This window comes from Nitrogeniibacter mangrovi (assembly GCF_010983895.1).
Classification (GTDB): Bacteria; Pseudomonadota; Gammaproteobacteria; order Burkholderiales; family Rhodocyclaceae; genus Nitrogeniibacter; species Nitrogeniibacter mangrovi.
The window spans coordinates 1,552,939-1,578,613 of record NZ_CP048836.1 but is presented as its reverse complement, the minus strand read 5'-3'; the positions used below and the strand labels follow the sequence as shown (position 1 = coordinate 1,578,613).

18 protein-coding genes and 1 pseudogene are annotated in these 25,675 nt (G+C 64.8%); 6 read left to right on the top strand and 13 right to left on the bottom strand.

The window, feature by feature from the left end; translation table 11 throughout:
- The first annotated feature begins 93 nt into the window (after positions 1–93).
- Together G3580_RS07260 and G3580_RS07255 are read left to right on the top strand one after the other, a co-directional pair.
- A complete protein-coding gene (locus tag G3580_RS07260; RefSeq protein WP_173764625.1) occupies positions 94–3,159 on the top strand; it encodes a CBS domain-containing protein in 3,066 nt (1,021 codons plus the stop codon).
- Positions 3,160–3,202: 43 nt separating this feature from the next.
- Positions 3,203–4,108 carry a DMT family transporter gene (locus G3580_RS07255; RefSeq protein WP_228720796.1) on the top strand — a complete coding sequence of 302 codons (906 nt, stop codon included), beginning with the start codon at positions 3,203–3,205 and terminating at the stop codon, positions 4,106–4,108.
- On the opposite strand, the gene tssA is transcribed toward G3580_RS07255, so the two are convergent.
- Complete coding sequence (gene tssA, locus G3580_RS07250; RefSeq protein ID WP_173764624.1) at positions 4,099–5,211, bottom strand: type VI secretion system protein TssA; 1,113 nt, start codon at positions 5,209–5,211, stop codon at positions 4,099–4,101. The two genes, G3580_RS07255 and tssA, sit on opposite strands and share 10 nt — an antisense overlap.
- Before the next feature lie 680 nt (positions 5,212–5,891).
- Between tssA and G3580_RS07245 the strand changes: the two genes are divergently transcribed.
- Complete coding sequence (locus tag G3580_RS07245) at positions 5,892–6,776, top strand: formylglycine-generating enzyme family protein (protein ID WP_217424625.1); 885 nt, start codon at positions 5,892–5,894, stop codon at positions 6,774–6,776.
- On the opposite strand, the gene G3580_RS07240 is transcribed toward G3580_RS07245, so the two are convergent.
- The 11 genes and pseudogenes from G3580_RS07240 to G3580_RS07190 all read right to left on the bottom strand — a co-directional run bounded on the left by G3580_RS07240 (position 6,773) and on the right by G3580_RS07190 (position 21,789).
- Positions 6,773–8,851, bottom strand: coding sequence for a hypothetical protein (locus G3580_RS07240; RefSeq protein WP_173764622.1), 2,079 nt, complete (start codon positions 8,849–8,851; stop codon positions 6,773–6,775). The genes G3580_RS07245 and G3580_RS07240 overlap by 4 nt on opposite strands.
- Positions 8,852–8,856: 5 nt before the next feature.
- Entirely contained in the window at positions 8,857–11,775 is a 2,919-nt protein-coding gene (locus G3580_RS07235; RefSeq protein ID WP_173764621.1) for a type VI secretion system Vgr family protein, read from the bottom strand.
- Positions 11,776–11,897: 122 nt separating this feature from the next.
- Complete coding sequence (locus G3580_RS07230) at positions 11,898–12,365, bottom strand: Rap1a/Tai family immunity protein (protein ID WP_173764620.1); 468 nt, start codon at positions 12,363–12,365, stop codon at positions 11,898–11,900.
- A 20-nt stretch (positions 12,366–12,385) separates the two neighbouring features.
- The gene (gene tssH, locus G3580_RS07225) at positions 12,386–15,079 is read right to left on the bottom strand and encodes a type VI secretion system ATPase TssH (RefSeq protein ID WP_173764619.1); all 2,694 of its coding nucleotides are present in this window, start codon (positions 15,077–15,079) and stop codon (positions 12,386–12,388) included.
- Positions 15,080–15,098: 19 nt separating this feature from the next.
- Positions 15,099–16,168: pseudogene (gene tssG / locus G3580_RS07220) on the bottom strand (type VI secretion system baseplate subunit TssG).
- Positions 16,132–17,970, bottom strand: coding sequence for a type VI secretion system baseplate subunit TssF (gene tssF / locus G3580_RS07215; protein WP_173764618.1), 1,839 nt, complete (start codon positions 17,968–17,970; stop codon positions 16,132–16,134). Before tssF ends, tssG begins: the two are co-directional and overlap by 37 nt.
- A complete protein-coding gene (tssE, locus tag G3580_RS07210; RefSeq protein WP_173764617.1) occupies positions 17,971–18,450 on the bottom strand; it encodes a type VI secretion system baseplate subunit TssE in 480 nt (159 codons plus the stop codon).
- A gap of 64 nt (positions 18,451–18,514) precedes the next feature.
- On the bottom strand, positions 18,515–19,051 hold the full coding sequence (locus G3580_RS07205; protein WP_173764616.1) for an Hcp family type VI secretion system effector: 537 nt from the start codon (positions 19,049–19,051) through the stop codon (positions 18,515–18,517).
- Between the two features lie 49 nt (positions 19,052–19,100).
- Positions 19,101–20,579: a type VI secretion system contractile sheath large subunit gene (gene tssC, locus G3580_RS07200; RefSeq protein WP_173764615.1), complete on the bottom strand. Its 1,479-nt coding sequence runs from the start codon at positions 20,577–20,579 to the stop codon at positions 19,101–19,103.
- Entirely contained in the window at positions 20,576–21,091 is a 516-nt protein-coding gene (tssB, locus tag G3580_RS07195; protein ID WP_173764614.1) for a type VI secretion system contractile sheath small subunit, read from the bottom strand. Before tssB ends, tssC begins: the two co-directional genes overlap by 4 nt.
- Positions 21,092–21,159: 68 nt before the next feature.
- Positions 21,160–21,789, bottom strand: coding sequence for a tetratricopeptide repeat protein (locus tag G3580_RS07190; protein ID WP_228720795.1), 630 nt, complete (start codon positions 21,787–21,789; stop codon positions 21,160–21,162).
- A 39-nt stretch (positions 21,790–21,828) separates the two neighbouring features.
- Between G3580_RS07190 and tssJ the strand changes: the two genes are divergently transcribed.
- From tssJ to icmH, 3 genes are read left to right on the top strand one after another with little or no spacing between them, the layout of a single operon-like run.
- Entirely contained in the window at positions 21,829–22,569 is a 741-nt protein-coding gene (gene tssJ / locus G3580_RS07185; RefSeq protein ID WP_173764613.1) for a type VI secretion system lipoprotein TssJ, read from the top strand.
- A 13-nt stretch (positions 22,570–22,582) separates the two neighbouring features.
- Complete coding sequence (gene tssK, locus G3580_RS07180) at positions 22,583–23,929, top strand: type VI secretion system baseplate subunit TssK (RefSeq protein ID WP_173764612.1); 1,347 nt, start codon at positions 22,583–22,585, stop codon at positions 23,927–23,929.
- The gene (gene icmH, locus G3580_RS07175) at positions 23,926–24,702 is read left to right on the top strand and encodes a type IVB secretion system protein IcmH/DotU (protein ID WP_173764611.1); all 777 of its coding nucleotides are present in this window, start codon (positions 23,926–23,928) and stop codon (positions 24,700–24,702) included. The genes tssK and icmH overlap by 4 nt, the downstream gene beginning before the upstream one ends.
- Before the next feature lie 50 nt (positions 24,703–24,752).
- Here the strand turns inward: icmH and pstB are convergent, their stop codons facing one another.
- On the bottom strand, positions 24,753–25,619 hold the full coding sequence (gene pstB, locus G3580_RS07170) for a phosphate ABC transporter ATP-binding protein PstB (RefSeq protein ID WP_173764610.1): 867 nt from the start codon (positions 25,617–25,619) through the stop codon (positions 24,753–24,755).
- Between the last annotated feature and the right edge of the window lie 56 nt (positions 25,620–25,675).

The window sequence follows — 25,675 nt, the reverse complement described above, 5'->3', positions numbered from 1 at the left end:
TCCTTGCATCCGGCCCCATACGCGCTAATATTTGCCGCGAAGGGTATCGATAACAAACGCCGCCGCAGCGGCCCATAAATCCGGACCTGGCACGTGCTTGAACAACCCCCGGCATCACCATTGCGCCCCCCGGCGCCGGCCAGCGCGGGCCTGCTCGCGCAGGCGCCGACCTGCCTGCCGGCAGAGACGCCGCTCGACATGGCCCTGGCGCATCTGGCCAGTGCTCCGTCCGCCGCGGTGCTGGCCGAGGCGGGCGGCGAATTCGTCGGCATCCTGACCGAACGCACCGCGGTCCAGCTCACCCTGGGTGGCCTGCAGTACGAGCGCCTGCTCGGTGAAGTATGCAGCCAGCCGCTGCTGTGGTGTGAAGCCGCCGAAAGCTACGTGGACGTGTACGAGCGCATGCTCACGCGCGGCGTGCGTCACGCCCTGGTGCGAGCACCCGACGGACAGCTCGCAGGCATCCTCGGCGAATCGGCCATTCTCGACCGCATGGGCATCGAACACTTTGCCCACCTCGACGCCCTCGAACAGATCATGACGGTACGCCCGCACACGCTGCCGGTGACGGCATCGGTCGACGCGGTGGCGCGCACCATGCGCGAAGCCCACGTCGGCTGCGTCATCGCGGTCGATGAGGACGACACCCCCGCCGGCGTCATCACCACCCATGACATCACACGCATGCTCGCCGCGCGGGAGGATCTGGCAGCCGTGTGTCTGGCGGCGCGCATGAGCACGCCGGTGATCGGCCTCGAGGCCGACCGCCCCGTCATCGAGGCGGCGCAGCTGATGGGCATCCACCGCATCCGCCATGTCGTCGTCACCCGCGCCGGGCGGATCGCCGGCATCCTCTCGCAGCACGACATCGTGCGCTGCCTCGAGCACCGCTACGTCGAAGTTCTGCGCAGGATGATCTCCCGCCAGGCAGAGGAAATCGACGCGCACCGGCGCCTCGTCGCGCAGGGCAACCTGCTCGACCAGCTGCTCTCGCGCACTCACGAGCTGGGCCTGTGCCTCATCGAACCGCACGGCGACATCCGTTTCGCCAATGCGGCCACCCATCAGATGCTCGATATCGACGGTCGCGCCGAACTGGTCGACCGGGACGATCTGGCTCGGAGGCTCGACGACGACAGCCGCCCGCGGCTGGCCGCCCTGCTCGGCCTCGCGCACGGGGAGGCGCCGGTCACGCTGCGCGCCGGGGGGCGTGCCATTCTGGCGCGCGCCTGCCCGCTGGGCAGCGGCGACATCCTGCTCATTCTGGTGGACGAGCAGGTCGCCGCCGAAGCCGGCGAATGGCTCGGTTTCAGCCGCCATGCCTTCGGCGCCATGGGGCTGCCGCTGGTCTGGGCCAACGGCAGCGGCCGGATCACCATGCGCAACAGCGCTTTCGATACCCTCGTGGGCAGCGCCGCGGACACCCCGCTGGCGCAGGATCTGTTCAGCCTGCTCGACGACGCCCACGACCTGACCCGGCACGCCCAGCCCCCCGGGCCGGACATCCGCAAACGCACCGGCCTGCGACGCCCCGACGGGACCACGATTCCCGTGGAGCTGTTCTTCACCCGCGTGCATTTCTGCGGCGAATGCTACGTGGGTGGCTTCGTCCATGACCTGTCCGCCCAGACGCGCATGGAACTGGCCCTGCATGACACCGAGGAACGCCTCGTCGCGTTGCTGGAAACCTCGCCGGATTTCATCGCGGTCAAAGACCCGGCCAGCCGCTGGCAAATGGCCAACACCGCCGGCTTGCGCATGTATGGCCTGGAAGACCGCGACTGGCGCGGGCGTACCAACGACGAGCTCGCCGCGCTGGCCCCGGCGCCGCTGGACGACATGCTCCGGCGCTGCAACGACACGGACCTGCGGGCCTGGTCACAGCGCGAACCGATCCGCTTCCTGGAGGCGCTGCCACGCCGTTCGGCGCCCGGCGTGCGCCACCTGGACATGATCAAGACGCCGATCTTCGACCCCGATGGGCAGCCCAAGGCGCTCATGGTCGTCGGCCGCGATATCTCCGCACGCATCGCCGCCGAACAGGCCCGCCAGGCCGCCGCCGGCCGCCTGCACAGCGCACTGTCGGGCATGGACGACCTCATGCTCATCGTGGACGCCGATCGGGTGGTGCGCGATCACTACCCCAATCCGGCCCCGACCCGCTTCCCTTTCGACCATGGCGTCCTCATCGGAAAATCGCTCGACGCCCTGCTCCCGTCACCCGCGGCCGACCACCTGCAGCGCGCGCAAGCCGCCTTGGCACATGGGGACGACGTGCAGAGCTTTGACTACCGTGTCGATTCGGCCAAGGGCGCCCAGTGGTTCAACGCCCGCATTTCGCGACACGAACATGTCGAGGACGGCGGCCGCGGCATGACCCTGATGGTGCGCGACACTACTCGCGCGCGGCAGACTACCGAGGCTCTCGAGCAACTGCGCAACACCCTCGAGGCGCGGGTGAGCGAGCGCACCGCCGAACTGGAGGCGGCGCTCAGTGAGCTGGAAACCTTCAGCTATTCGCTCTCGCACGACCTGCGTGCCCCCTTGCGTGCCATCTCCGGCTTCAGCCGCCTGCTTGCCACCGAGTTCGGCAACGCCCTGCCTGCCGGGGCCGGCGAATACATGGCGCGCATTCGCACCGCGGTCGACCGCATGGACCGGCTGATCGACGACATGCTCGACCTGGCGCGCCTGTCCCGCAAACCCGTGCAGCGTGAACGGATCGACCTCACCCACATGGCCAAACGGATCGCCGAGGAACTCGACGAGCGTGACGCGACGCGGCGGGTGCGCTGGGACATCCAGCCGGGCATGATGGCCCGCGCCGACCCGCTGCTGCTTCACTCCGTGCTCGACAACCTGCTGGGCAACGCCTGGAAATTCACCCGCGACGCAACGGCGCCGTGTGTTCGCGTCTACACCTGCCGGGACGGCGACCCCACCGCCTTCATCGTCGAGGACAATGGCGCCGGGTTCGACATGAATTATGCCGATCAGCTCTTCCAGCCCTTCCAGCGCCTGCATTCGCCGCGCGAATTCGACGGCAACGGCATCGGTCTGGCTACGGTCCAGCGCATCATCCGGCGTCACGGCGGTACCATCTCGGGAGAATCGCCCGACCAGGGCGGCGCCCTCTTCCGCTTCACCCTCGGCCACTGAGGCCGGCCCCGAGCCCCGACGACCATGACCAGGCCCGAACGCCGTGTCCGACCCACGCCCTGAGGCAACGCACCCGCTGCGCGGCATCGCGCTGCTGGTGACCGCGGTCCTGTTCTTCGTGCTGCTCGACAGCACCAGCAAGCACCTGAGTCGGCACTGGTCGGTCTCCCTGCTGGTGTGGGTCCGCTACAGCGTCCACCTGCTGCTGATGAGCGCCCTGCTCATGCCGCGCATGGGGCGCCGGCTGGTGTCGACGCGGCGGCCAGCGCTGCAGATCGTCCGCGCCGGCTGCCTGCTGATCACCTCCTGGTTCATCGTCGCCGCACTGCAACGCATGCCGCTGGCCGAGACCACCGCGATCCTGTTCTCCGCGCCGCTGCTGGTGACCGTGCTCGCCCGACTCGTACTGCACGAACACGTCGCCCCGCTGCGCTGGGCGGCGGTGGTGCTCGGCTTCGTCGGTGTCCTGCTGGTCGCACGCCCGACCGGCGATGTGGACCTCACCGGTCTCGCGCTGGCCTTGTGCGGCGCGGGTGGCTTTGCCGGCTACCAGGTGCTCACCCGCCTGCTCTCGCCCACGGAACGCCCGCTGACCTTGCTGTTTTACACCGCCCTGGTGGGCACGGTGTGCATGTCGGTCGCCCTACCCTGGATCTGGGCGGGCCCGCTGCCGGATGCGCGCGCCCTGATGCAGATGACCAGCATGGGCGTGTTCGGCGGCATCGGCCACTTTCTGCTCATCCAGGCCTTTCGTCTCGCGCCGGCCTCGACCCTCAGCCCGGTCCTCTACGTACAACTGGCCTGGGCCACCTTGCTCGGCTGGCTGTTCTTCGACCAGCTGCCCGGCCCGATCGGCGCCGTGGGCATCATCGTCATCGGCATCGCCGGCGTCATGACCGCCCTGGCCGCCCGCCCCGGTGCGAACGCCCCCCTGCCGGCTCAGCGATAGCCGTCCTCGTCCGCATTCACGACCTTGGACGGCACGCCCAGCAACTCTTCCACATGGGCCAGCGCGCCATCGTCCTTCACCACCGTGCGCAACCACTCGTGCAGCGACATGTCGCCCCAGCGCGCCGCCTTGTCGGCCAGATAGGCCACCGGGCTGTGCGGCTCGGTGCGGCGAAAGAACTCGGCCACCGCCTTCAATTGACCAATGGCCTGCGCCCGGCTCCGGATCGTCCCCACCGTCAGGCTCGCCGACGGGGCAGGATCGTGCGTCTCCAACGGCATCGCGCCCTCCGACAATTCGGCCGCCGCCTTCTCCGGCGCGGCCCCGGTACCGTCGACCGCCGCATGCACACCCGCCTCGCGGGCATACCGCCCCAGTTGGTCGATGACCCCATCCAAGGCCTCACGCGCACTGGAAAAGGACGGCCCATCCATCCCCAACCGTGCGTCGATTGCCGTTTCGAGCTTCGCCAGCGCCTGTCCGGCCGACTGAGCCGCCGCAACCGCCTGCGCAAAAAACGCCCCCGCCGTATCGCGCCGGGCCGCCTCGAAATCGTCCTGGGTCAAGCGCGCCTGAGCCTTCAGGATCTCCGCCTCGCCCGGAGCGCGCTCCATCGCCTGCGCCAGCGCCTGTACCGACACCAGATCGAGCGAGTTGTAGCGCCCACGGGGCGAATCGGTGATCGGCACCTGCCGGATCAGCCGCTCGGACTGACCCAGCAACCAGCCCAGCACCCCGATGCGTTGCTCCTGATCGTCCTCGTCCGGCAGCGGATGCACGGTCTCCCAGAACCCCTCGACCAACCCCGCCGTCAACGCATACCCCTGCGCCAGACCACCAAACCCCCGCGTCAGGGTCAACGCTTCCGTCATCCACACCGCGAGGCGCAGATCCTTCGTCTGCGTGCTCAACAGAGCGGCACACTCGCGCACCACCCCGCCCCAATCCGCCTCCTTCAGTTCGGTCTGCCACTCCCCCTGGCTCAGCGACGGATCATCGAACCGGCGCATCTGCGCAATCCGGTCGAAGGCCTCGGAAAACAGCATGTCCTCGCCACACGGCGACGGCCCGGCCAACGGGGCCAGCAATTCATTCAGGTTCATGGTTCATTTGTCCTCGCAGACGGGTCAGGGGCGCGGGACGCGCGCAGACGGCGTCCGCCAATCCCTTGACCGCCGCCCGAATTGACACAATAACGTCAATGACATTCGGATCATAAAATGACAAACAGTATACATTCCACCCGATCGATGCGCAGAGCAACGGCCGCTCCGTCTGACTCAGTTTAGGCATGGCGCAGGCCCGAAGCCGCTATGCGAGCGCATCCCGTTCATATCCGACATATTTCGCCGATGACTCAGATGCCCCGAAAATCCTCTATGTCATTCAAGGTCTAGCTTTCATCCCACTGGCCGCGCACCACATGTCGTGACCTTCTTCCCCGTAGCCACACCACCGATTGGGAAACAAGGCTCCGTTCAACTGGAGCATGACGGACATATGAAAGAGTCGATTCGCCGAGCAACTCGATCTCGAACACGGTCTTTTCCCGAAACATTCCCACAGCGGCTGTTTGCACACATACATTTCATGCCAACGTTATAATTCAGTGCTGACACACATGCTACACAATTCGCCAATGTCATCTTCAGAGCCTACCCGCCCCACTCATTTGTTTCGTAAATCGGTCTTTGCCGGTCTGTTGGCCGCATTGCTCTCCGCCTGCAGCACTGGCGCACCCGAATCGCTCACGCCTGAACAGCAAGCCCGGGTGGATGTGCTCGTGGCAAAAACCCTCAAGCACATGAGCCACATCCCCGCCGGAGGATTCTGGCTGGGTGATCCGGGTCCGTTGATGACGGACGAACTGAAGGAAAGCGGCGCCGTAGTCGGGCCGGACGCCAAACTCGGCGACAACCCGCCCTTCACGCTCGGCACCGACAACAAACCGCCGCGCTGGGTCACGCTCGATGCCTTCTCCATGGCGCAGTACAAGGTGACGTATGGGGATTTCGACGTGTTCGTGGAGGCGAACGGGTTGCCGGCGCATCCGCCGAAGGGGGATGAAACGTGGCAACTCATTTGGCAGGATGCCCGACAGTCTGACGACATCCCAGCAGGAGTCACGTGGCAGCAGGCCAAGGACTATTGTCTGTGGATGGGCAAAGTGACCGGGCTACCCTTTGATCTGCCGACCGAGGCGCAGTGGGAGTACGCCGCCAGCGCGGGGCGTAAGACCTATCACGAACCGTATCCGACCGACACGGGACTGATTGAAGAGGGGCGCAACTACCCAACCCATGAGCAAAAGCGAAAACTGATTGGCAAAGGGATTCTTTACCCGGTCGGCAAATTCGCGCCTTCCAAGCTCGGCCTTTACGACCTCATTGGCGACGGGTTCGATTGGGTGAACGACTGGTATGCGCCGGATGCCTACCAGGCCATGACGGAGACGCACAATCCGAAAGGGCCGCAGAGCGGCATCGAAAAGGTGTATCGCGGATTTCCCATGAACGAGGGCATCCACTTCGGCGGTTTTCCTCATGTCGACAGATATCACGAGAATCCGAAAATCCTTCTATGGGGCAGCGAAAAAAATCGAGCGCCTTTCTCGCGGCAAAGCTTCCGCTGCGCCGTCAATCAACCCGATCCAACTCAACTTCGCTAAACGATCACCTCTGTCTTCGCCCGCATCTGCGCCAAGTACGTGGTCGACTCAAACTTCGCGTTCAGCCAGAACTGGTGGGTTGTATTGAGCACCACCGGATAGCCCTTCGGTGGCGTCTCCGGCAGCCCCGTGTAGAGGTCCCACAGGTTCTGGTCGTAGTCGCTGTCGCCCGGCCCGATTTCCATGAAGTTGAGCAGGTGCGTCATATTGGTGTTGAAATCACCCTTCCGGCCTTCCGGGTGCATGTGCTGAACTGTATTGTTGAACTGGCTGCGGCACTGTTGCCATTCGAGAATCTGCATGATGGCGCGCTTGCGGCGTCCAAGCACTTCCCAATCCTCTGAGTTCTGCCAAAGGAAAGCTGACTTGGTAAGCTTGCCGTGACGGCTCAGCTCCCAGAGAAGGATGCCGTGAGCCTCTGGGGCGCAATGCCGCAAGATGTCGGGGGACTTGATGACGCGATTCATCAGCTCAACGCGGCCGGCTTCTCTTGCCATGCTTTTCTTGAATTGATCCCAAGCCAGGTCCATATTCTCGTACGCGCTCTTGATGTTTTTAACCATCATTACCTGCAACCGCATCGCCGCCTTGTAGGCATCGTCCGTCACCACCTCAACAAACTCGAACCCAGCATTGAGCAGCGCATGGAAGAACCACTGCATGAAGCTGGCAATCTGGTTCACGTCCACTTCCAGCCCCAACTCGCCCTTGGCGCCGGGGCCGAAACACAAACCGGCCTTCACCTTGAAGCGGAACCGACCATCCCGGAAATCCAGCACAAATGAAGCCGCCGCCCCAGCGCCGAACATCACATCCACCTTCGGCCCGACCTTGGCGATGTCCTCGAATTGCTGATTCTTCTCCGGACTCTTGTACTGGATCGCCCCGGTAACTTCTCCGCCCACCTTGATGCCAGCAAACGCGTCACCACCTGCATTGACACCGGCATCCACAACATCGAGCCGTACCCTCTTGGGCGTCCCCGTGCTCTTCTTGGGGCGCCGTGCCCCTTTGACGCTGGGCTTTCCGGTCATCGAGGAGTAGTCCACCTCCACCGACAATTCCGCAGCCACGCTGGCGCCCACAGCCCCTTCGACCTTGAGGCTGCCGGCCAGACGGATGGCCCCGATATGATATGGCGTACCGCTCTTGGCACCGACCATACCCAGCACCCAGCCATGCTCGTTCGGCGCGAAGCCTTCGGTCTTACATTCGCCGTGGGCGAGCATCAGTTCCGCACTGCCATTGAGCTTGCCCGACATCTTCCCTTCGAGGGGCTTCCACTCACTCCCCGCGCCACAACCGGCGAAATAGCGGAACAGGCTGATTTCGGGCTTAAAACGCGCCGGCAGCGCTTCGCTGGCTTTTTGGTTCAGGGTGTCGGCCCACACCTGCAGGTTCGGGAACAGATACCCGGCGTCATGAGCCTTGAACCATTCGTTCTTCACTTTCGTATCGAGCTTGCCGAACTGTTTGCCAAGCTGCTTGGGGTCGATACGCCCGTTGCGCACAAAGCTCTCGCCCTGCTCGACAGCGGAGTCGACCTTGCTCAGTTTGTACGCGCGCAAGTGGTTCTTCATCTTGTCGGAGCGCACGTAGGTCCATTTTCTTCCCCACTCCTTAGGCGCACCACTGCCTTTGCGTCGTGCCAACGGAATCAGCTCGATCAGCTCCTTGCCGTCGCCCTTGGTCGATAGATAGCCCTGGTCACCCAAATTCTCTTTGATTTCGTCGTACACGGTGTCGTACTTCTTGCGTGCTTCGGCGATCTGCTCCTTGAGAATGGCAAGTCGTTCGAGCGAAGGATGCTTGGCGTTGGCCGCCTCGTCGAACTGCTCACTGAGTTCGAGCACCTTTTGCCGCGCCTCGACAAGTCGTTGAGCCAGCGACTTCATCCGGTTGGCTTCTTCGAGAAACTCTTTAGCGTGCTCCCGGGTGACTTCGACCAACTGGTTGCGGGCGGGATCGAACAGCAGAAGCGCTTCGTCGATGTTGGCAAGCACATCCACAACGGTGTCTTTTCGCGTGTTCGTGCGCGCTTCGCCAAGGACTTGGGCAGTAGCTGTTTCACTCATGAGCGTCAATCGTCGTCAGCAATAATCTTGAGGTCTTGCGCATTGGAACCCACGACACGGGAGGTCATGCCGGCCTCGTCGGTCATGCCTCGCGCCAGGACTTGGCCTGAATCGTCTTCGATGCGGTAGTTGAAATACCGGAGCGGCTCGCCGGTCGCCTCGTGCTTGACGCAAAACTTCTCGTCGAACACCTGCCGTGCGCAGTCAGCGATCGCCGGATCGCCCCCTTTCGGGAAACTCAACCCCGCTGGCGATGCACTGGCCGGCCCGGTCAGATTCTTCTGGCTGGCCTTGAGCCTGACCGCACCCGGGGCGTGAAGCTGGATGTTGCCGCCTTCGATCTTGAGATACGCCCCCTGGGCGGTGGCGAGGATGTGGCCCTTGGCGCTGGCGTTCACGCTGGCGGTGGTGCTGGCCACGGTCACCGTCTTGTCAGCGGCGGCGCGGATTGGGCCGCTTTGGGCCTGGGTGCTCACCTTGCCGCTGGCCGCGTGCAGGTGGATGCCGGTTTCGGTGTTCGGGCCGCCGCCTTCGTGTCTGCCCACCGTGAACAGGGCGATGCCATCCCTGGTGGCGAGGCTGTGGTTGGCCTGGGCGACCCAGTTGCCGGCGTGCCCGGTGGTGAAACTGGCGCTCTTGCCGGAGACGAGCACGGCGTTGGCGGGGGTGAGCTGGGCGATGCCCTTGGGGGCGGCGTACTGGATGCGCGGTCTGGACCAGGCCGGGACGGTGCCAGTGCCGCCTTGAGCGGCGACGAATTCGCCGGCGCTGCTGGCGCTGCCGGCTCTGGTGGCGGTGGCGCCCATCACCTCGACGGCCGATTGCAGCGCGGCGTTGGCGCTCAGCGCTCTTGCCGGGGCGTCGCCGTCGAGGGCGGCGTTCTGTTTGCCGGCAACATCGGCCAGGGCGGTGGCCAGGGTCTGTGCTTCCTGTGTCTGCGCGATGGGTTCCGTGCTGTCCAGGTGGGGTCCGCGAGCGCCAGATCGGGCATCGGCGCTGATGAGCAGGCCGCTGCCGGCGCGCACGGCAGCGCTGGCGCGGGTGTGCACACTGGCGCCGTGGCCGAGGCTTTGATGGCGGGCGTTGTCGTCCTGGCATTTCAGATGCCCCATCTGCAGGGCGCTGGCGTATTCGGTGGTGCCCAGCTCGATGCGGCTCTGACCGGGGGTGTCGTCGAAGACGAGTTGGTTGAATCCGCCTGCCCCACTGCGACTGGCCGACAACTGCTGGGTCTTGATGCCGGAGAGGCTGGCGCCGTGGGTGTGGGGCTCGGCGGATTCGCCGGCGAAGAAGGCGGGGGCGTTGGCGCTGGTGAGCATGTCGCCTTGCGCCTGCCGGTTGCCGGCCGCGTCGCTGTTGCCCCGGCCGTTGTAACTGGCGCCGAGGATGACGGGGCGGTCGATGTCGCCGTGCAGGAAGCCGACGCTGACTTCCTGCCCGGGCCGCGGCACGCAGTGCCCGCCCCAGTTGGCGCCGGCCACGGGGGTGGCCATGCGCAGCCACACGCCCAGGGTGTCGTCGGCGGGGGCGTTGTTGCCCCCGGCCGGGTGGGCGTTGCGGTTGGCGGCACAGCCGCCGCGCTGGAAGGGAAATTGCACCTTGACCCTCAGATCGCGGTCGGTGTGGGTGGGCTCACCCGGGCCGACGACCACGGCGCCGAGCAGCCGTGCCCGGGGGCGCGGGAAGACGAAGCGCCCGGCGGCATTGTGGGCCGGTATCCGCCACGGAACGTGGGCGCGCAGGGTGGTGAAATGGTTGCGGTACAGATCGACAGGCGCCGATCCGTCGCCATCGACGGCACCGAGCGCTTCGATCGCTTGCGGAATGTGCTCGGCGAGATTGTTGCGGGCGTGATGGGTCACCGCGACGACGACGAAGCGCTGATCGGGGTCATCGTCCAGGTCGTGATCGGGATGTTCGCCCAGACGGAACAGGGTGCCCGGTGCGAGGGTGCGCACGGTGCCCTCCGCGTCGAAGCATTTGGCCGCCGCATCGATGGCCTGCTGGCGATTGCGCAGGCGGCGCTCGCCCTGGGCGCTGTTCTGCCAGGCGTACTGACCGGCGTCGTCGGTTGCCGTGAGCGGGATCGGCGTCTCGGCGTTGTCGATGCGGCTGGACGCGCCTTGCCGCTGCCGGAGCGCGGCGCGGTAGTCCCAGGCGCCAGCCACCGATTCGCTCACCCCCAGCTGGCGCGCCCCTGCCCAACGGTCGATACTGTCCTCGGCCAGCGTGGCACCCGGCTGGGTGAAGCGGATATGGGCCTGGGGATTGTCGACGAACGCGCCGTTGTGATCCGCGATCACCAGGGTATGTGCACCGAGGGCGGACGAGTCGTCCGCACGGTGCTCGAACCAGCAGAACAGACCTTCGTCGGCGAGCAGCCGGCGCAGGAAGGCCAGATCCGTTTCCTCGAACTGGACGGTGTAGGAGCGCTGCGGATATATCGACCGGTCGGCCACCTCCCAACGCCAGGCGGGGACCAATGCGCCCTGTCCCTGCCAGTCGCCGAGCACTTCGTCGACGATGTCGAAGACGGTCTTGTCCTGAAAGACGAAGCTGTCTTTGCGATGTCCCAGAAATGCGAGCCAGGGCTCGATGACGAGCCGGTAGCGGGCGAACCCGCCGTTGGCGCCGGTGCGCTCGAAACGCGTGACATGCCCATGGAAGGGACGACGCTCGGTGCGGGACCCGCTGGTTTGCAGATCGAGTCGAACCGGCTGTCCGATGAGCTGCTGCGGGGCGATGTCCGCGCGGGGGCACAGCGCCGACAGCTCGATACGAAACCCGGCGTGCTCACGCGCGGGCCCCACTCCTTCGCGGATACACACGCACTCCGCGAGCATGAGGTCGGCCCCCAGCGGGGTGTGGAAGACGAGCAGGCGGTCGGTCTGCGTCCATGACGCGCCAAGGGGCAGGAAATTCATACGATCTGTCGGCATGATTCGAGAGGCTCGGGCTGAGCGGGCGCACTGTCGGCCGTGGCAGACAAAGGCGACGCTGGAACGACTCTCGGACTATATCGACGCATGGAATTATGCGATATGGATTAGTTCCGCAACAACGGCTCGTCGCGTGCCGCAGTGGCAGTGGTCGGACATGGAAAGCGACGCTGCAGCTGCCCCGCAATGGCCGTGGCGGCAGGGATGTTCGGCACCCGGTCACGGGCGAGCACATCGAGTAGCCACTGATCGACGTCGGTTCGGGACTGGCCACTGCCCCCGACGCACCAGCGCCGACCCTCACCGCTGTCGATGACGCCGGCGATGAACATGCGCACCTGATCGCGCGCCAGCGATTTGCGCATGGCGTTCGACACCGACGGCGGCAGCGGCGTGACCGGCTGCCCTTGCGCATGCTCGAGCAGACGCGCGACGCTCATGGCGAATCCCGACGGCTGGGGATCGGCCGCAGAGCGCACCGCAACCGATGAAGCAGCGCATCCGGCGATCGCCCACGCCACCAGACCGAGGATGCCGTACCGATGGATGAAACCAGGATGCTTGATCAGGCGCATGCCGCGAACTCCCGGCCTCTTCATTTGATGCTGTAGCGGAAATCACCGCTCTTCAGCGCAGTGGCGCGAATGCGGGCGATCGCTTCGCCCCCGGCCATGCGCGCGAGCACCTCCTGCGCCACCTGCGGCAACAGCGTGCCGCCGAGAATGTGGTCCACATTGCGCGCCCCCGAATCGACTTCGGTGCACCGCGCCAACACGGCGTCGACCAGCTTGTCGTCCCAGGTGAATTCCGCCTTGTGGTTGGCTGCCACCCGGTCACGGATGCGGGTGAGCTTCAGGTCGATGATCCGGGCGAGCACGTCGTCGGAGATCGGATAGAACGGCACCACCTTCATGCGTCCGAGAAAGGCGGGCTTGAAATGCTTGAACAGCACGGGGCGCAGCGCGTCGGCCAGGGCATCGGCCGCGGGCAGATCGGCCGACGCCTTGTTCAGGCAGGCCTGCATGATCTGGCTCGAGCCGACGTTGCTGGTCAGGATGATCAGTGTGTTGCGAAAATCGATCTCGCGCCCCTCGGCATCGTCCAGCACCCCTTTGTCGAAGACCTGGAAGAACAGCTCGAGCACATCCGGGTGGGCCTTTTCCACCTCGTCGAGAAGGACGACACTATAGGGATTGCGCCGCACCGCCTCGGTCAGCACCCCACCCTCGCCGTAGCCGACATAACCCGGCGGCGAGCCCTTGAGGCCGGACACCGAGTGCGCTTCCTGGTACTCGCTCATGTTGATGGTGATCAACTTGCGTTCGCCGCCGTAGAGGACGTCCGCCAGCGCCAGCGCGGTCTCGGTCTTGCCGACGCCGGAGGGGCCGACGAACAGGAACACCCCCTTGGGTTTGTTCGGGTCTTCGAGATTCGCACGCGCGGTGCATACCCGCTGGGCAACCGCCTCGAGGGCGTGATCCTGGCCGATCACCCGGGCCTGGAGCAACGGCTGCAGGTTGAGGACGGTCTGGATTTCGTCCTTGACCATCTTGCCCAGCGGAATGCCGGTCCAGGCGGCCACGATCTGAGCCACCACGTGGCCATCCACCTGCAGCGGGACCATGGGCGCCTCGCCCTGGAGCGCTCGCAAGCGCCCCACCAGCGCGTCCACCTCGTTCTCCGGGCCGGCCTTGCCGTTCCGCTTGCGCTTGCCGGGCTTGGGCCCCTCGACCGGAGCGCCATCACTGGCCGCACGCGAGGCGCGCCGCTGCAGGATGTCCGCCACCAGCGCCTTTTCCTCCTCGAAGCGCTGGCGATGCTCATCAAGTTCGGCCTCGAGGCTTGCAATGTGCGCCTTGAGTTCGCCGATCCGCGTGTCGTGCCACAGGCCGCAGGCAGCCTCCTTTTCGAGTGCGGCCAGCTCGGCGCGTTCGCGTGTCAGACGCTTATCCGCCTCGTCGATCAGCGCGGGCGTGGCGCTCTGGCCCAGGGCCACCTTGGCGCAGGCGGTGTCGAGTACGCTGATGGCCTTGTCGGGCAGCTGGCGGCCGCTGATGTAGCGATGGGACAGACGCACGGCCTCGGCAACCGCCTCGTCGAGCACATGGATGCCGAAGTGCTGCTCCATGAGTGGCACCATGGCGCGCAGCATGGCCGTGGCCAGCGGTTCGCTCGGCTCTTCCACCTTGACGACCTGAAAGCGGCGGGCCAGGGCTGCGTCCTTTTCGAAGTACTTCTTGTATTCGGCCCAGGTGGTGGCCGCGACGGTGCGCAGCTCACCGCGCGCCAGAGCGGGCTTGAGCAGGTTGGCAGCGTCGTTCTGGCCGGATTGCCCACCCGCTCCGATCATGGTGTGGGCCTCGTCGATGAACAGGATGATCGGCACCGGACTCTTCTTGACCTCGTCGATGACGTTCTTGAGCCGGTTCTCGAACTCCCCCTTCACGCTCGCGCCGGCCTGCAGCAAGCCCATGTCGAGCGTGTGCAGTTCCACACCTTGCAGCGGCGGCGGTACGTCGCCCTCGGCAATGCGCAGCGCCAGCCCCTCCACCACCGCGGTCTTGCCCACGCCGGCCTCGCCGGTGAGGATGGGGTTGTTCTGGCGGCGGCGCATGAGGATGTCGATGACCTGCCGGATCTCGGCATCGCGGCCGATCACGGGGTCGATCCGGCCAGCCCGCGCACGCTCGGTCAGCCGGGTGGTGAACTGATCGAGGGCCGGGGTGGCACTCCCGCCGGGCGCGGCCATCGGTGCCGACTCGCCGTCATCTGTCGGTGTATCACCGTCCGAGAGGCCCGCGATCGCACGGGCCTCGGCCGACCCCTCCGTGAGTGTGTCGAATTCGTGTTTGAGCGCTTCGCGCTTGATCCTGGCGAACTGCTTCGATCCCCGATAAGCCAGTTGTGACAGGTCCGGCTCGTTCATCAGCGCCAGCAGGAGATGACCGGACCGGATACGCGGATTGCGCGTATCCAGCGACGCGATCAGCCAGGCCTGCTCGAACAGCCTGGGCAGATGGGGCGAGAACACCGGAGTGCGTGTGTTGCCGCTCCGGAAGCGGCCGATCTCGTCCGCCAGGTCGCGCTCGAGCGCGGTCGGGCTGATGCCGCTGCGCTTGGCGACGGTGATGAAATCCGAATCGGGCTGTTCGGTGAAGGCCAGGAACAGGTGCTCGAGATCCACTTCGTAGTTGCCGTGGGCGATGCACAGGTTGGCCGCGCGCTCGGCCGCGGTCCGGCATGGATCGTTCAGTTTGCTGATGAGGGTCTTCAGGGAAGTGGTGCTCATGGGGGATCCAGATGAAGAGTCAGTGAATGGCGTGCAGTTCGAAGGTGGTATCGGCCCGGTCTTCCTGAGCCGCCCGGGACACCATGAAGGCATCGAAGCCCAGTCGGGCCGGGGCTTGCGACGACAGGGCCACCGGGCGCACATCGGCCGCGCGCAGGATGAGACGAACCTCGTATTCGAACTGGGCGCCGGTGGCGAGCGAGAGCAGCTTCTCCAGCGCTGCCACCAGATCGCCGCCGGGCAGGAAGGCGTGATAGGTGTCCAGCGGCAGGGGCCCGATATGCAGGCGCACGCGCAGGTTTGACTGCCAGATCCGCTCGCCGGCCAAGGCCGTCTTGCCAAGGCAGGCGTTGGCCGATCCGAGCTCGGTGCGCTGCGTTTCGGGCAGGACATACCAGCGGCCGACAAACTGTTCGATGCGGATCGGCACCCCGAAGTACTGCGCCAGCATCGATTGCAGCGCCCATGCGGACACGGGCCGCTGCCGCAATAGGCCCGCGAAGTGGGCGATCGACTCGTCGTCGACCGCGCCGGCGCCCGAGGCAAGACGGTCACGCAAGGCGTCGAAACCCATCCCCCCAAAGCGAGGATCAGCGGCAGGAAGCGATTGCGTCTGTCGGCTTCGTACTGGATCGGCAGTCGGTATTTGCGCCATGCCCGGTAGAACTGGCCCAGCGACCGGTTGGAGAACAGATCGAAGAACGCCCGCGACGCGTGATCGCGACGGTAGCGCTCACGCTGCACCACGGCTTCGGTGTAATGCACGGGCAAGGCACCGTGGATGCCGAGCAGGCCCATGAAGGCCGGCGTGATCCGGATGCGGGCGATGGCGCCCTCGGTGGCGTCATCGGCCTCGGCCCGATGTTCGATCTCGAGCGCCTCGATCTGGCTCGGTGAAAATCCGAGTTCGACCGAATTGCGAAATTGCAGCACCCCGGACAGCGCACCTTCGTCGTCGCGACGCGCCCTGCCCGTCTCGGCCAGATAGCGATCGAGCAGGCGCACCGCCTGAAAGAACTCGAAGCCCTGAGGCTCGGAACGCAGTTGGTCGATCAGCCCAGGATCGAATCGCCGGTGCGCGGTTCGCATCGGATCAACTCCTCCCCGGTTCGGCTCGACACGAGCACCAGTTGAATGAAACTGTTCAGATGGACATACAGCCCGAGAAAGCGGTCGAGCACCTGGGCAAAGACATGCAGGCCGGTGCCCACGAAACTCGCCTCGTCGACCGTCAACGTGACTTCGAGCCCCCGGACGAAGCTGGCAAAGGGCGCACCGGGCAGCCAGGCGGTCTTGCAGGCATGATCGATGGCGACGATGCCGTCGATCTGGCGCCGGCTGACGGCGGTGCGCGGCAGGTCGTACAGCGCGAGCATCTCCTTGAAGGCGGCCAGACCGCTGCGGGTCAGCGACAGATGGTTGAGCGCGAGGTGGGATACCAGTCGCCACAGCCCGCCACGGCGGTGGTCGAAGCGCAACGGCGCCGTCGGCTTTCGCAACAGGCGAATACGACGCGCGATCGAGCCCCCGTCGAGAAACAGATCCCCACTGGGCATACCGATCGACATGCGGGTCGGCAGGTCACGATTGGTGCACATGAGCTTGAGACTCAGGGTGTCGCTCTGCTCGGCCAATGGGTCGAAGTCGGCATCGACGAGGGTCAGTTCGAGCTCATGCCCCGGGCTGCGCTCGGCCACCAGGGCGTTGCGTTCCGCATGCCAGTAGTGGCCATCCTCCTCGGGCACCTCGCCGTGGCGCAGGGAAAAGAACGGGCGAAACTCGGTGATCGTCTCCCCTTGGGGGGTCTGACGCACGCGGCGCACCGATTCGATCGAATACACCTCGTACGCATGGGCCCGGCGGGCATCGGCCAGGACCGGATAGGTCGCCTTGCGGTGGGTGACACGGATCGGCTCGCCGCGCTGCTCGAACAGGTTGACCACCGGCACACAACCCAGACGGATGCCGTCCTTGCCCAACCCCTGCAGCAATCGCGAGGCGTCGCCTTCCGCGCGCAGTCCGGAAAAGGCAAGATGAAGATTCAGCACGGAGCCCTGGCGAGCTGCCGTCGGTACCCGCCCGATCTCCAGATCAAAAAAGTTGAATTTCTCCGGGAAGGCGAAATACTCGGTCAGGTGACGATAGGCCGCATGGCTAGACGATGGCATCTCGATGATCGCCTCGTCATCGGCGAAACCCACCGGGCGGACCAGCTCGCGGCTCGCCGGGTGCCAACGCTCGTCCTCCGATGATGCCCAGACCCCCACGAGGCGCAGGAACAGGCTGTCGCGCAGCGCCGCCGCCACCGATGCCTCGGCGTCGATGTAGCAACGCAGCCGGCCGGGCCCGTGGCGTGACCATCCGCCTTCGGCGCCGGGCAGACGCAGCCGGACCGTAAGCACGGCCGTCACCGTGACCGGCAATCGCACCTGCGCCGGTGCCTGGGCCAGCGGATCGAACGACACGTTCTCGATACGCACAGGAGGCAGTTCGAGATCCCAGATCGTCCGGAACCGGCAGGTCGCGCCGCCCATGGCACGAGAGTTGAGCAATGCACCGCGCCCAAGCGTTACCGCGGAAGACATCTGCAGATCTGCGCCTTCGGTATCGAAGTGTGCAATGGAACACGAGGGAAAAGGCCGTAGATAGTGCGGATACAGGACACCCAGCAGTGCTTCGGTGAACTGGGGGTAACCGTCCTCGATCTTTTTGCTGACGCGTGCGTTGAGCAAGGCGAAGGACTCGATCATCCGCTCCACGTGCGGATCGTCGCAGCCCTCGCCGGTGAGCAGCAACTGCGCGGCGATCTTGGGATAGCGCTCGGCAAATTCGCGCGAATGCCGGCGCAGGAAGGCCAGCTCACGTTCGTAGAAGGGCAGCAGATCTTCCACTTACGCCCCCGTGGCACGCACGGCATGCCGGTTCACCGAATACTGCAGCGTGGTCGGTTGCAGCATGGCGTCAAAACTCACCGGTTCCTGGGCAGGACGGATCACCAGCATGGCCTTGATGGAAAAGAACAGGGCATTGATCGCATTCCGATTGAGTTCGAGTCGCACCTGCACCGCCTGGAGGCGGGGTTCATGCCGGGCGATGGCCAGTTCGATCGCCCGACAGATGCGGGCGCGATCGTGAACGCTGGCCAGCGACAATCCGGCGAAATCGTTGAGACCGAAACTGACGAGCGAGCGCATGGCCTCCGGATACCGCGCAGCCAGCGCTTCGTCGAGAGTCGTCCGGGTATTGAGCAGGGCCTCCAGATCCCGGGCCACGGAATCCTTGATCTCGTCCAGGCTCAGCTGCCGACGTGCGGGTGCCGGCACATCGTCACCAAAGAGCTTATCGAGCAGGGAGGGTTCGAAACCTTTCACGGCAGTGGCAGACAAAAACAACGGCGGAACACCCGTTCCGCCGTTGCTTGGACAAGATGACCGATCAGGTCAGGCTCGGCGTGTTCTTGGCCAGGTTCCAGGCACCCTGGATGTTGACCTTGCCGGACTTGTTGCCGTCGATGTTCAGCTCGTCGTAAGTCCACTTGACAGCGGAATACTTGAGCGAGAACGTCTCGGCCGGAATGCCTTCATCGGACACGGACGGCGAGACCGCGGCGACGATCACGTTCTTGAGTTCGATCTTCATGTACTGGTGGCGGTTCTGCGTCCCGCTCGGATTCCCGGTGGTGTTCTTGCCACCGAAGGCGCGGTAGAAGTAGATCACCACGTCATTGATGACCAGGCCCGACGAGCACGCCTGATAGAGTTTCGGACTGGACCCATCGATGTCCTTGGTGAAGATCATTTCGCCATGCTCGACACGCTCGGCGGTGTGCCCGCCTGCAGCCGATGCCGTGGCCGATTTGGGCTGGCGCATCGAGTGGCTCCAGGTGGCCACTTCCACCTGGTCCTTGTGCTTGGCGTCGCGGGAGTCGCCCTTGATGTCGCTACCCTTGAACTCGACGTAAATATCCTTCATTGCTTTCCTGCTCCTTGAATATGAAAGGGGTCTGCGGGGTCAATGCGGTCTAGCCGTTGGCGTTCGGCAGCTCCGCCACCAGGCGCAGCGATACCGAAAGCTCATCGAGCTGAAAATGGGGACGAATGAACGACACGGCCCGATACACGCCCGGGCGCCCCGGCACTTCGCTCACCTCGATGGAGGCTTCGCGCAGCGGGAACTGGGCCTTGGTTTCCTGGGAGGCGGAATCGTCGGCCGTCACGTACTGATCCACCCAGCGTTGCAGATAGGTCTCGACGTTGGCGGCGGAAGCGAAACTGCCGATCTTGTCGCGCATCATCGCCTTCATGTAGTGGGCGATGCGGCAGACAGCAAAGATGTACTGCAGCTGCGCGGACAGCGACGCATTGGCGTTGGCCGCGTCGGTGTCGTACTTTTTCGGCTTCTGGCACGACTGCGCCCCGAAGAAGGCGGCATAGTCGGTGTTCTTGCAATGGACCAGCGGCATGAAACCCAGGTCGCTCAATTCCTTCTCGCGCCGGTCGGTGATGGCCACCTCGGTCGGGCACTTGAGCGCGATCTCGCCGTCGTCGGTGCGGAACGTATGCGTGGGCAGATCCTCGACCAGACCACCGCCCTCCACACCACGCACGGCGGCGCACCAGCCGTAGCTTTCGAAGGCGCTGGTCAGGCGCGCGGCGAAGGAGAAGGCCGCGTTGCACCACAGGTACTTGCGGTGGTCGGTACCATCGACCTCCTCGACGAAGTTGAACCCCTCGGTGGTGATGCCGTCGATCGGGTTGTAGGGCAGGCGACCGAGGAAGTGCGGCAGGGTCAGGCCCACGTAACGCGAATCCTCGGCCGCACGGAAGGATTTCCACTTGGCGTACTCGACGGTGTCGAACACCTTGGACAGATCGCGCGGCTTGCCCAGGTCGGTGAAGGATTCGAGGCCGAACATGTCCGGTGCGGCCGCCGAAATGAACGGAGCATGCGCTGCCGCCGCGACATGCGACATCTGCTCGAGCAGGTACATGTCTTCGGGCTGGCGTGAGAATTCGAACTGCCCGACCAGGGTGCCGAACGGCGAACCCCCGAAGGTGCCGAACTCTTCTTCATACACCTTCTTGAACAGCGCGCTCTGATCGAAGTCGATCGCGGTCTTGAAATCCTTGATCAGCTCTTTCTTGGTCGCGCTCATCAGCTTGATCTTGAGCTGCTCGCCGGTGGAGGTCTGCTTGCACAGGTAGTGCAGCCCGGTCCAGGCACCTTCCAGGGCCTGGAACGCGGGCGCATGCATGATTTCGCTCAACTGGGCGGAAATCAGCCGATCGAGCTCGGCCACCCGCGCGTCGAGCGAGGCCGCCAGATTGTCGGATACAAGCACCTCGCCTTCGAGCACCTGGTGAGCGAACTCGCCGATGATGTCCTTGGCCCGCAAGCGCTCCGCATCGGAACGGGCCACCCGGCTTTGCTCGACGATGGAGTCGAGCAGCCCGCCTTCGGCAACGGCGGCGCCACCACTCATCTGTGCCTCGGCGCTCATTGTTCGTCCTCCTCGCGCTTCGCGTTTGCCCCCAGCTCCTGCAACTGCTCGGTGCTCTGGAGCACTTCGGCAAGCAGATCTTCGAGCTTCTCGTTGCCGGCCAGCTTGTTGCGCAGATCGGCCAGCTTGGAGCGCGCCTCCATCAGCTTGCGCAGAGGCTCGACCTGCTGCACCACGGCTTCGGGGCGAAAGTCGTCGAAGGTATTGAAGGTCATGTCGACGCCCAACTCCCCACCTTCATCGGAGAGGCGGTTGCGAACGCGAAACGCTGCGCGCGGCGCAATCCCGCCCATGACATCGTCGAAGTTGTCGAGGTCTACATTGACGAACTTGCGATCGCGCAGCTTGCCCTGGGGCGCTTCGCTCTGACCGGCAAAATCGCCGAGCACACCGACCACGAAGGGAATCTCCTTCTGCTCCACGGCATCGCCCTTTTCCACATCGTAGGTGAGCTGAACACGCGGGGGACGCACCTTCTGCAGGCGCTTTTGAACACTTTCCTTCTTGGACACGTCATCTTCTCCTGATCATGGGGTCCGGGCTTGTGCGCGCCGAAGACTGGCCGACACACCAACCGAATTCACTTGAGTACGCTGAACGGGTCACCATTGACCTCGGGCACCGGAGTGGCCACCGTCGCCGGCTTTGCCAACCGCGCCGGCCTCTCCCGTCTCGGACGTCGCACCCGGCGCTGGACATGTTTCTCCACCGGCGGCGCGTCGTCCGCCTCCTCGACGGGCGGCACGAGCACCGCCTCACCGAGCGTCTCCCGCAGCACCTTGGCCAGGTTGACCGCGTCCACCCGGGCCGAGCCCGTCATCTCTTCATCATTGCGCAGCTCGGCGAGCGACCGGGTTGCAACCCGCAGCCCGCTGACCGCGCGCACGCTCTTGGCGACCCGGTCGGCCGGATCCCGCTGCAGCACCTCGTCGGACGCGACAATCGCCTCGCCGTAGTTGCCCGCCTCGAAATACAGCTTGACCAGACGCGCCCATGGCGCCTTGCGGGCCGGGTTCTGCCGCGCCACCTGACGGAGCAGGCCAACCGCTTCAGCGCGCTTGTTCTCTCCAACGAGCAGGTCGACCTGCTGCTCGGACGCCTCCATGACCTGGGCAAACTCCAGATCGGGCAACGGCTTCGGCGTGGTTGCGCACCCGCTGAAAAACACCACCGAAAGACTGGCGATCACCCACCGCTTCTGGCTCGACATGCCCCCTCCCTGAAACCTGCGTGTTCAAACATCCGACCAATGCCATCCGCATTGCAAAATCAGGCTCCGAATAGTACATTGACATTCGCTTCGCCGCAACGCGTTTCGCATATCATTTTTGCATACACAACATCCGGAACCACACAGCCCCAAGTGCAGCACCCACGCCCCACCCTTCCCAGTCCTGCCTCCTTGCGATCAGCCGCTGTGGCGGTCCTTTGCGCGCTGACACTGGCCGCGTGCACCACGACGGCGGCCTTGCAGGTTGTGGGCGCCGCAGTCAACGCAGCCCTCGAAACCAGCGGACTCAAGCAACCTGCCGACGGCGTGCGGCACGTCACGATCCGCCTCGATGCGGGGGACGCGCTGAACGGTAGCAGGGACGGAGAACCACTCGCCCTGGTGGTTCGCCTGTACCAACTGAAGGCCGACACCGGCTTCAGCGCGCTCGGATACGACCAGTTCATCGATCAGGGCGGCGAGCGGCAGTTGCTGGGAGACGATCTGGTCGGCGTACGGGAAATGACGCTGCTGCCGGGACGCAGTTACACGGTGAGCGAACCGATTCCCCCGGACGTCAAGGTCATCGGCATCGTCGCCCTCTTTCACTCCCCAGCCGCCGCTCGATGGCGCTACGCATTTGACCCGGAGGCCTCGGCCGAAGCCGGCATTTCACTCGGTCTGCATGCCTGCGCGATGACCGTCGGCACCGGCGTACTCGTCAACCCCATGACCACCCGCACCGCCGCCCGACTCGCGGGCGTGCGCTGCCCTTCGTGACACAGGATTCTCATTGAGCCACCACAGCAAAGTTCTCTGGGGCGAAGGCCTCTTCCTGCGCCCGCAGCATTTTCAGCAACAGGACGCCTACCACGAAGCGCTGTCACGCCAGTCACTGCTGACCGCGCAACCCTTCGGATGGGGGCTTCGGGCCCTCGAGATCGACACCGACGCTCTGGCGGGCGGCACCTTGCGCATCGAGCGCATCGATGCCGTGCTGCCAAACGGTGAGCGCTACCTGGCACCGGATGTCGACCGCCTCCCCCCACCGCTCGATCTGGCCGCCATCGCCTTCGAGGACTCGAGTACCGAGTTCCGCTTGGCGCTGCAACATCTTCATGCCCATGGGGGCAATTGCCGCGCAGCCGAATCCGGTGCCGACACCGCCCGTTACGCCATCGACAACCGCACCGTCGGCGATCTGTTCACCGATGCCGCCGAGGCGGAACTCCCGTTTCTGGTGAAGAGCGCAATCCTGAAAGCGGCCACGGAACCGTCCGACGCCTATCTGACCCTCCCTTTGCTGCGCCTGCGCAAAACGCCGGCCAACGGTTACGAGAAAGATCCCGGCTTCGTCGCACCGGCGCTCACGCTGGCCGGCGCGCCGCTGCTGCAACTGCAGCTGCGGCGACTACTTGATGCCCTGCAGGCCAAGATCAACGCCCTCTATGGCTTTCACCGCGAACCGTCCAAGCACATCATCGAATTCCGTTCCGGCGACATTGCCTCGTTCTGGCTGCTGCATACCGCGAGCAGCGCCTATGCCGCGCTGTCTCACCTGCATCGCAATCCCAAGCTGCACCCGGAACGCTTGTTCCAGGAGCTGCTGCGTCTGGCCGGCGGGTTGATGACCTTCTCCAAGGCATTCACCGTCGGCGATCTGCCCGCCTACGATCACGCAGCCCCGGGGCCTGCCTTCCTGAAGCTGGACCACCTGCTGCGCGAGTTGCTCGAGACCGTGATCTCGACCCGCTACTTCGCGATCGCCCTCACCCAGCCGAAGCCGGCTTTCCACGTCGGACGTCTCGATTCGGACAAGATCACCGACGACACGGCCTTCTACCTGTCGGTGAACGCCGCCGCGCCAGCCGCACAGCTCATCGAGTCGGTGCCGCTGCAATTCAAGATCGGTGCGCCCGACGATGTGGAGAAGCTCGTCCTCTCCGCCATGTCCGGGGTGCGTCTGAACCACGCCGCACAGGTGCCACCGGCCATTCCTGTCAAACCTGGCGCCTGCTATTTCGCCCTCGACCCGCGTAACCCGCTCTATGAGCGCATGCTCAAGTCGGGGGCCATCACCATCTACGCGCCAGAAAGCTATCAAGACCTCGAACTCGAACTGATTGCCATCACCTCATGACGACAACCGCACCGCCCTCCCTGTTCGGTGACACCCGCCGCCCGACGACCGCGGACACCGCGACGCCTTCGCCTCACGGACTCGTGGACCTGCTTTACGACGGCTTCTACATGGTGTTCCTGCTCAAGAACCGCAAGGCCCCCTCGGACGCCGACCGGTTCACCACGCAGATCCAGAAATTCCTCGCCGACTTCGAGCGTCGTGCGCAGAAACGGCATTTCGCCCCCGAAGACATCTTCGACGCCAAATACGCCTTCTGCGCCACGGTGGACGAAGCCATTCTTTCGTCGCGGCTGAGCATCCGCGACGCCTGGGAGCGCCGTCCGCTACAGCTGACCTTGTTCGGCGATCAGCTCGCTGGCGAGCATTTCTTCGACAAGCTCGAGACCGCCCGCAACGGTGGCGCACGACGGATCGACGCCCTTGAGGTATTCCAGATGTGCCTGCTGATCGGCTTCCAGGGCAAATATCTGCTCGAAGGGCCGGAGAAGCTCGCCTATCTGACCGCACAGCTGGGAGAGCAGATCACCCATATCAAGGGCAAGCGGGGCGGATTCGCGCCCCATTGGGAGATTCCCGACCGGGTCGCTCATGCCTTGAAGCGCGAACTGCCCGTCTGGGCGCTGGCCTCGATCCTGGCATTGGGCGGCCTCATCGGGTATCTGGGGCTGCGCTACGTGCTCGATGGCGCCACCCGCAAGACGCTCGCCCCGTACGCCGGTATCGTGCAACTGGCACCGCGCGCGCCGACGCTGACGATCACCCTGCCATGAAAAAACGCCCCGGCCGGGGCGTTTTTTCCATCCAGACAGCCCGGCTCGGATCAGCCGAATCGACCCGTGATGTAGTCTTCGGTCAGCTGGTGCTGCGGCTTGATGAAGATGTCGTCAGTCGGGCCGATCTCGATCAGGTGACCGAGGTGGAAATAGGCCACACGCTGGGAGACGCGCGCCGCCTGCTGCATCGAGTGGGTCACGATGCAGATGGAGTACTGCTGGCGCAGCTCGTCGATCAGCTGCTCGACCTTGGCGGTGGAGATCGGGTCCAGCGCCGAGCACGGCTCGTCCATCAGGATCACTTCCGGCTCGATGGCGATCGAACGGGCGATGCACAGACGCTGCTGCTGCCCCCCCGACAGGCCAATGCCCGGATCGTCGAGCCGGTCCTTGACCTCGTCCCACAGGTTGGCCTTGCGCAGGCTGCTCTCGACGACCACGTCCAGGTCCGCCTTGGACTGGACCAGCCCGTGGATCTTGGGGCCGAAGGCCACGTTCTCGTAGATGGACTTGGGGAACGGGTTGGGTTTCTGGAACACCATGGACACGCGGGCGCGCAGCGGCACCACGTCGATGTGCTTGCCGTTGATGTCTTCGCCGTCGAGCAGAATTTCACCGGTCACCCGGCAGCTGGCAACGGTATCGTTCATCCGGTTGATGCAGCGCAGGAAGGTACTTTTGCCACACCCGGACGGGCCGATCATCGCCAGCACCTCGCCCTTGCCCACATCCAGGCTGATGTCCTGAATGGCGTGCTTGTCACCATAGAACACATTGACGTCGGTGCAGCGGATGCGCGGGTCCTCGACACGGGCATTGCCGACCGTATCGCGCACGTCGCGATGCACCGTGGCCGTCGACTTCGGCGCACTGACCTCCGCCTTCTGTGTGTCCTCGAAAGTCTCGACACTCATAGCTTTGCCTTGATTCATGGGCGTATTGGGCTCGTCGTGATTCATTCTCATGATGC

What these genes read in the sequence shown, in the direction of transcription:
- tssA (WP_173764624.1), bottom strand. Translation starts at nt 5,211, where the DNA reads ATGAACCTGAATGAATTGCTGGCCCCGTTGGCCGGGCCGTCGCCGTGT.
- G3580_RS07240 (WP_173764622.1), bottom strand. Translation starts at nt 8,851, where the DNA reads ATGAGTGAAACAGCTACTGCCCAAGTCCTTGGCGAAGCGCGCACGAAC.
- G3580_RS07235 (WP_173764621.1), bottom strand. Translation starts at nt 11,775, where the DNA reads ATGAATTTCCTGCCCCTTGGCGCGTCATGGACGCAGACCGACCGCCTG.
- G3580_RS07230 (WP_173764620.1), bottom strand. Translation starts at nt 12,365, where the DNA reads ATGCGCCTGATCAAGCATCCTGGTTTCATCCATCGGTACGGCATCCTC.
- tssH (WP_173764619.1), bottom strand. Translation starts at nt 15,079, where the DNA reads ATGAGCACCACTTCCCTGAAGACCCTCATCAGCAAACTGAACGATCCA.
- G3580_RS07205 (WP_173764616.1), bottom strand. Translation starts at nt 19,051, where the DNA reads ATGAAGGATATTTACGTCGAGTTCAAGGGTAGCGACATCAAGGGCGAC.
- tssC (WP_173764615.1), bottom strand. Translation starts at nt 20,579, where the DNA reads ATGAGCGCCGAGGCACAGATGAGTGGTGGCGCCGCCGTTGCCGAAGGC.
- G3580_RS07190 (WP_228720795.1), bottom strand. Translation starts at nt 21,789, where the DNA reads ATGTCGAGCCAGAAGCGGTGGGTGATCGCCAGTCTTTCGGTGGTGTTT.
- tssJ (WP_173764613.1), top strand. Translation starts at nt 21,829, where the DNA reads ATGCCATCCGCATTGCAAAATCAGGCTCCGAATAGTACATTGACATTC.
- icmH (WP_173764611.1), top strand. Translation starts at nt 23,926, where the DNA reads ATGACGACAACCGCACCGCCCTCCCTGTTCGGTGACACCCGCCGCCCG.
- pstB (WP_173764610.1), bottom strand. Translation starts at nt 25,619, where the DNA reads ATGAGTGTCGAGACTTTCGAGGACACACAGAAGGCGGAGGTCAGTGCG.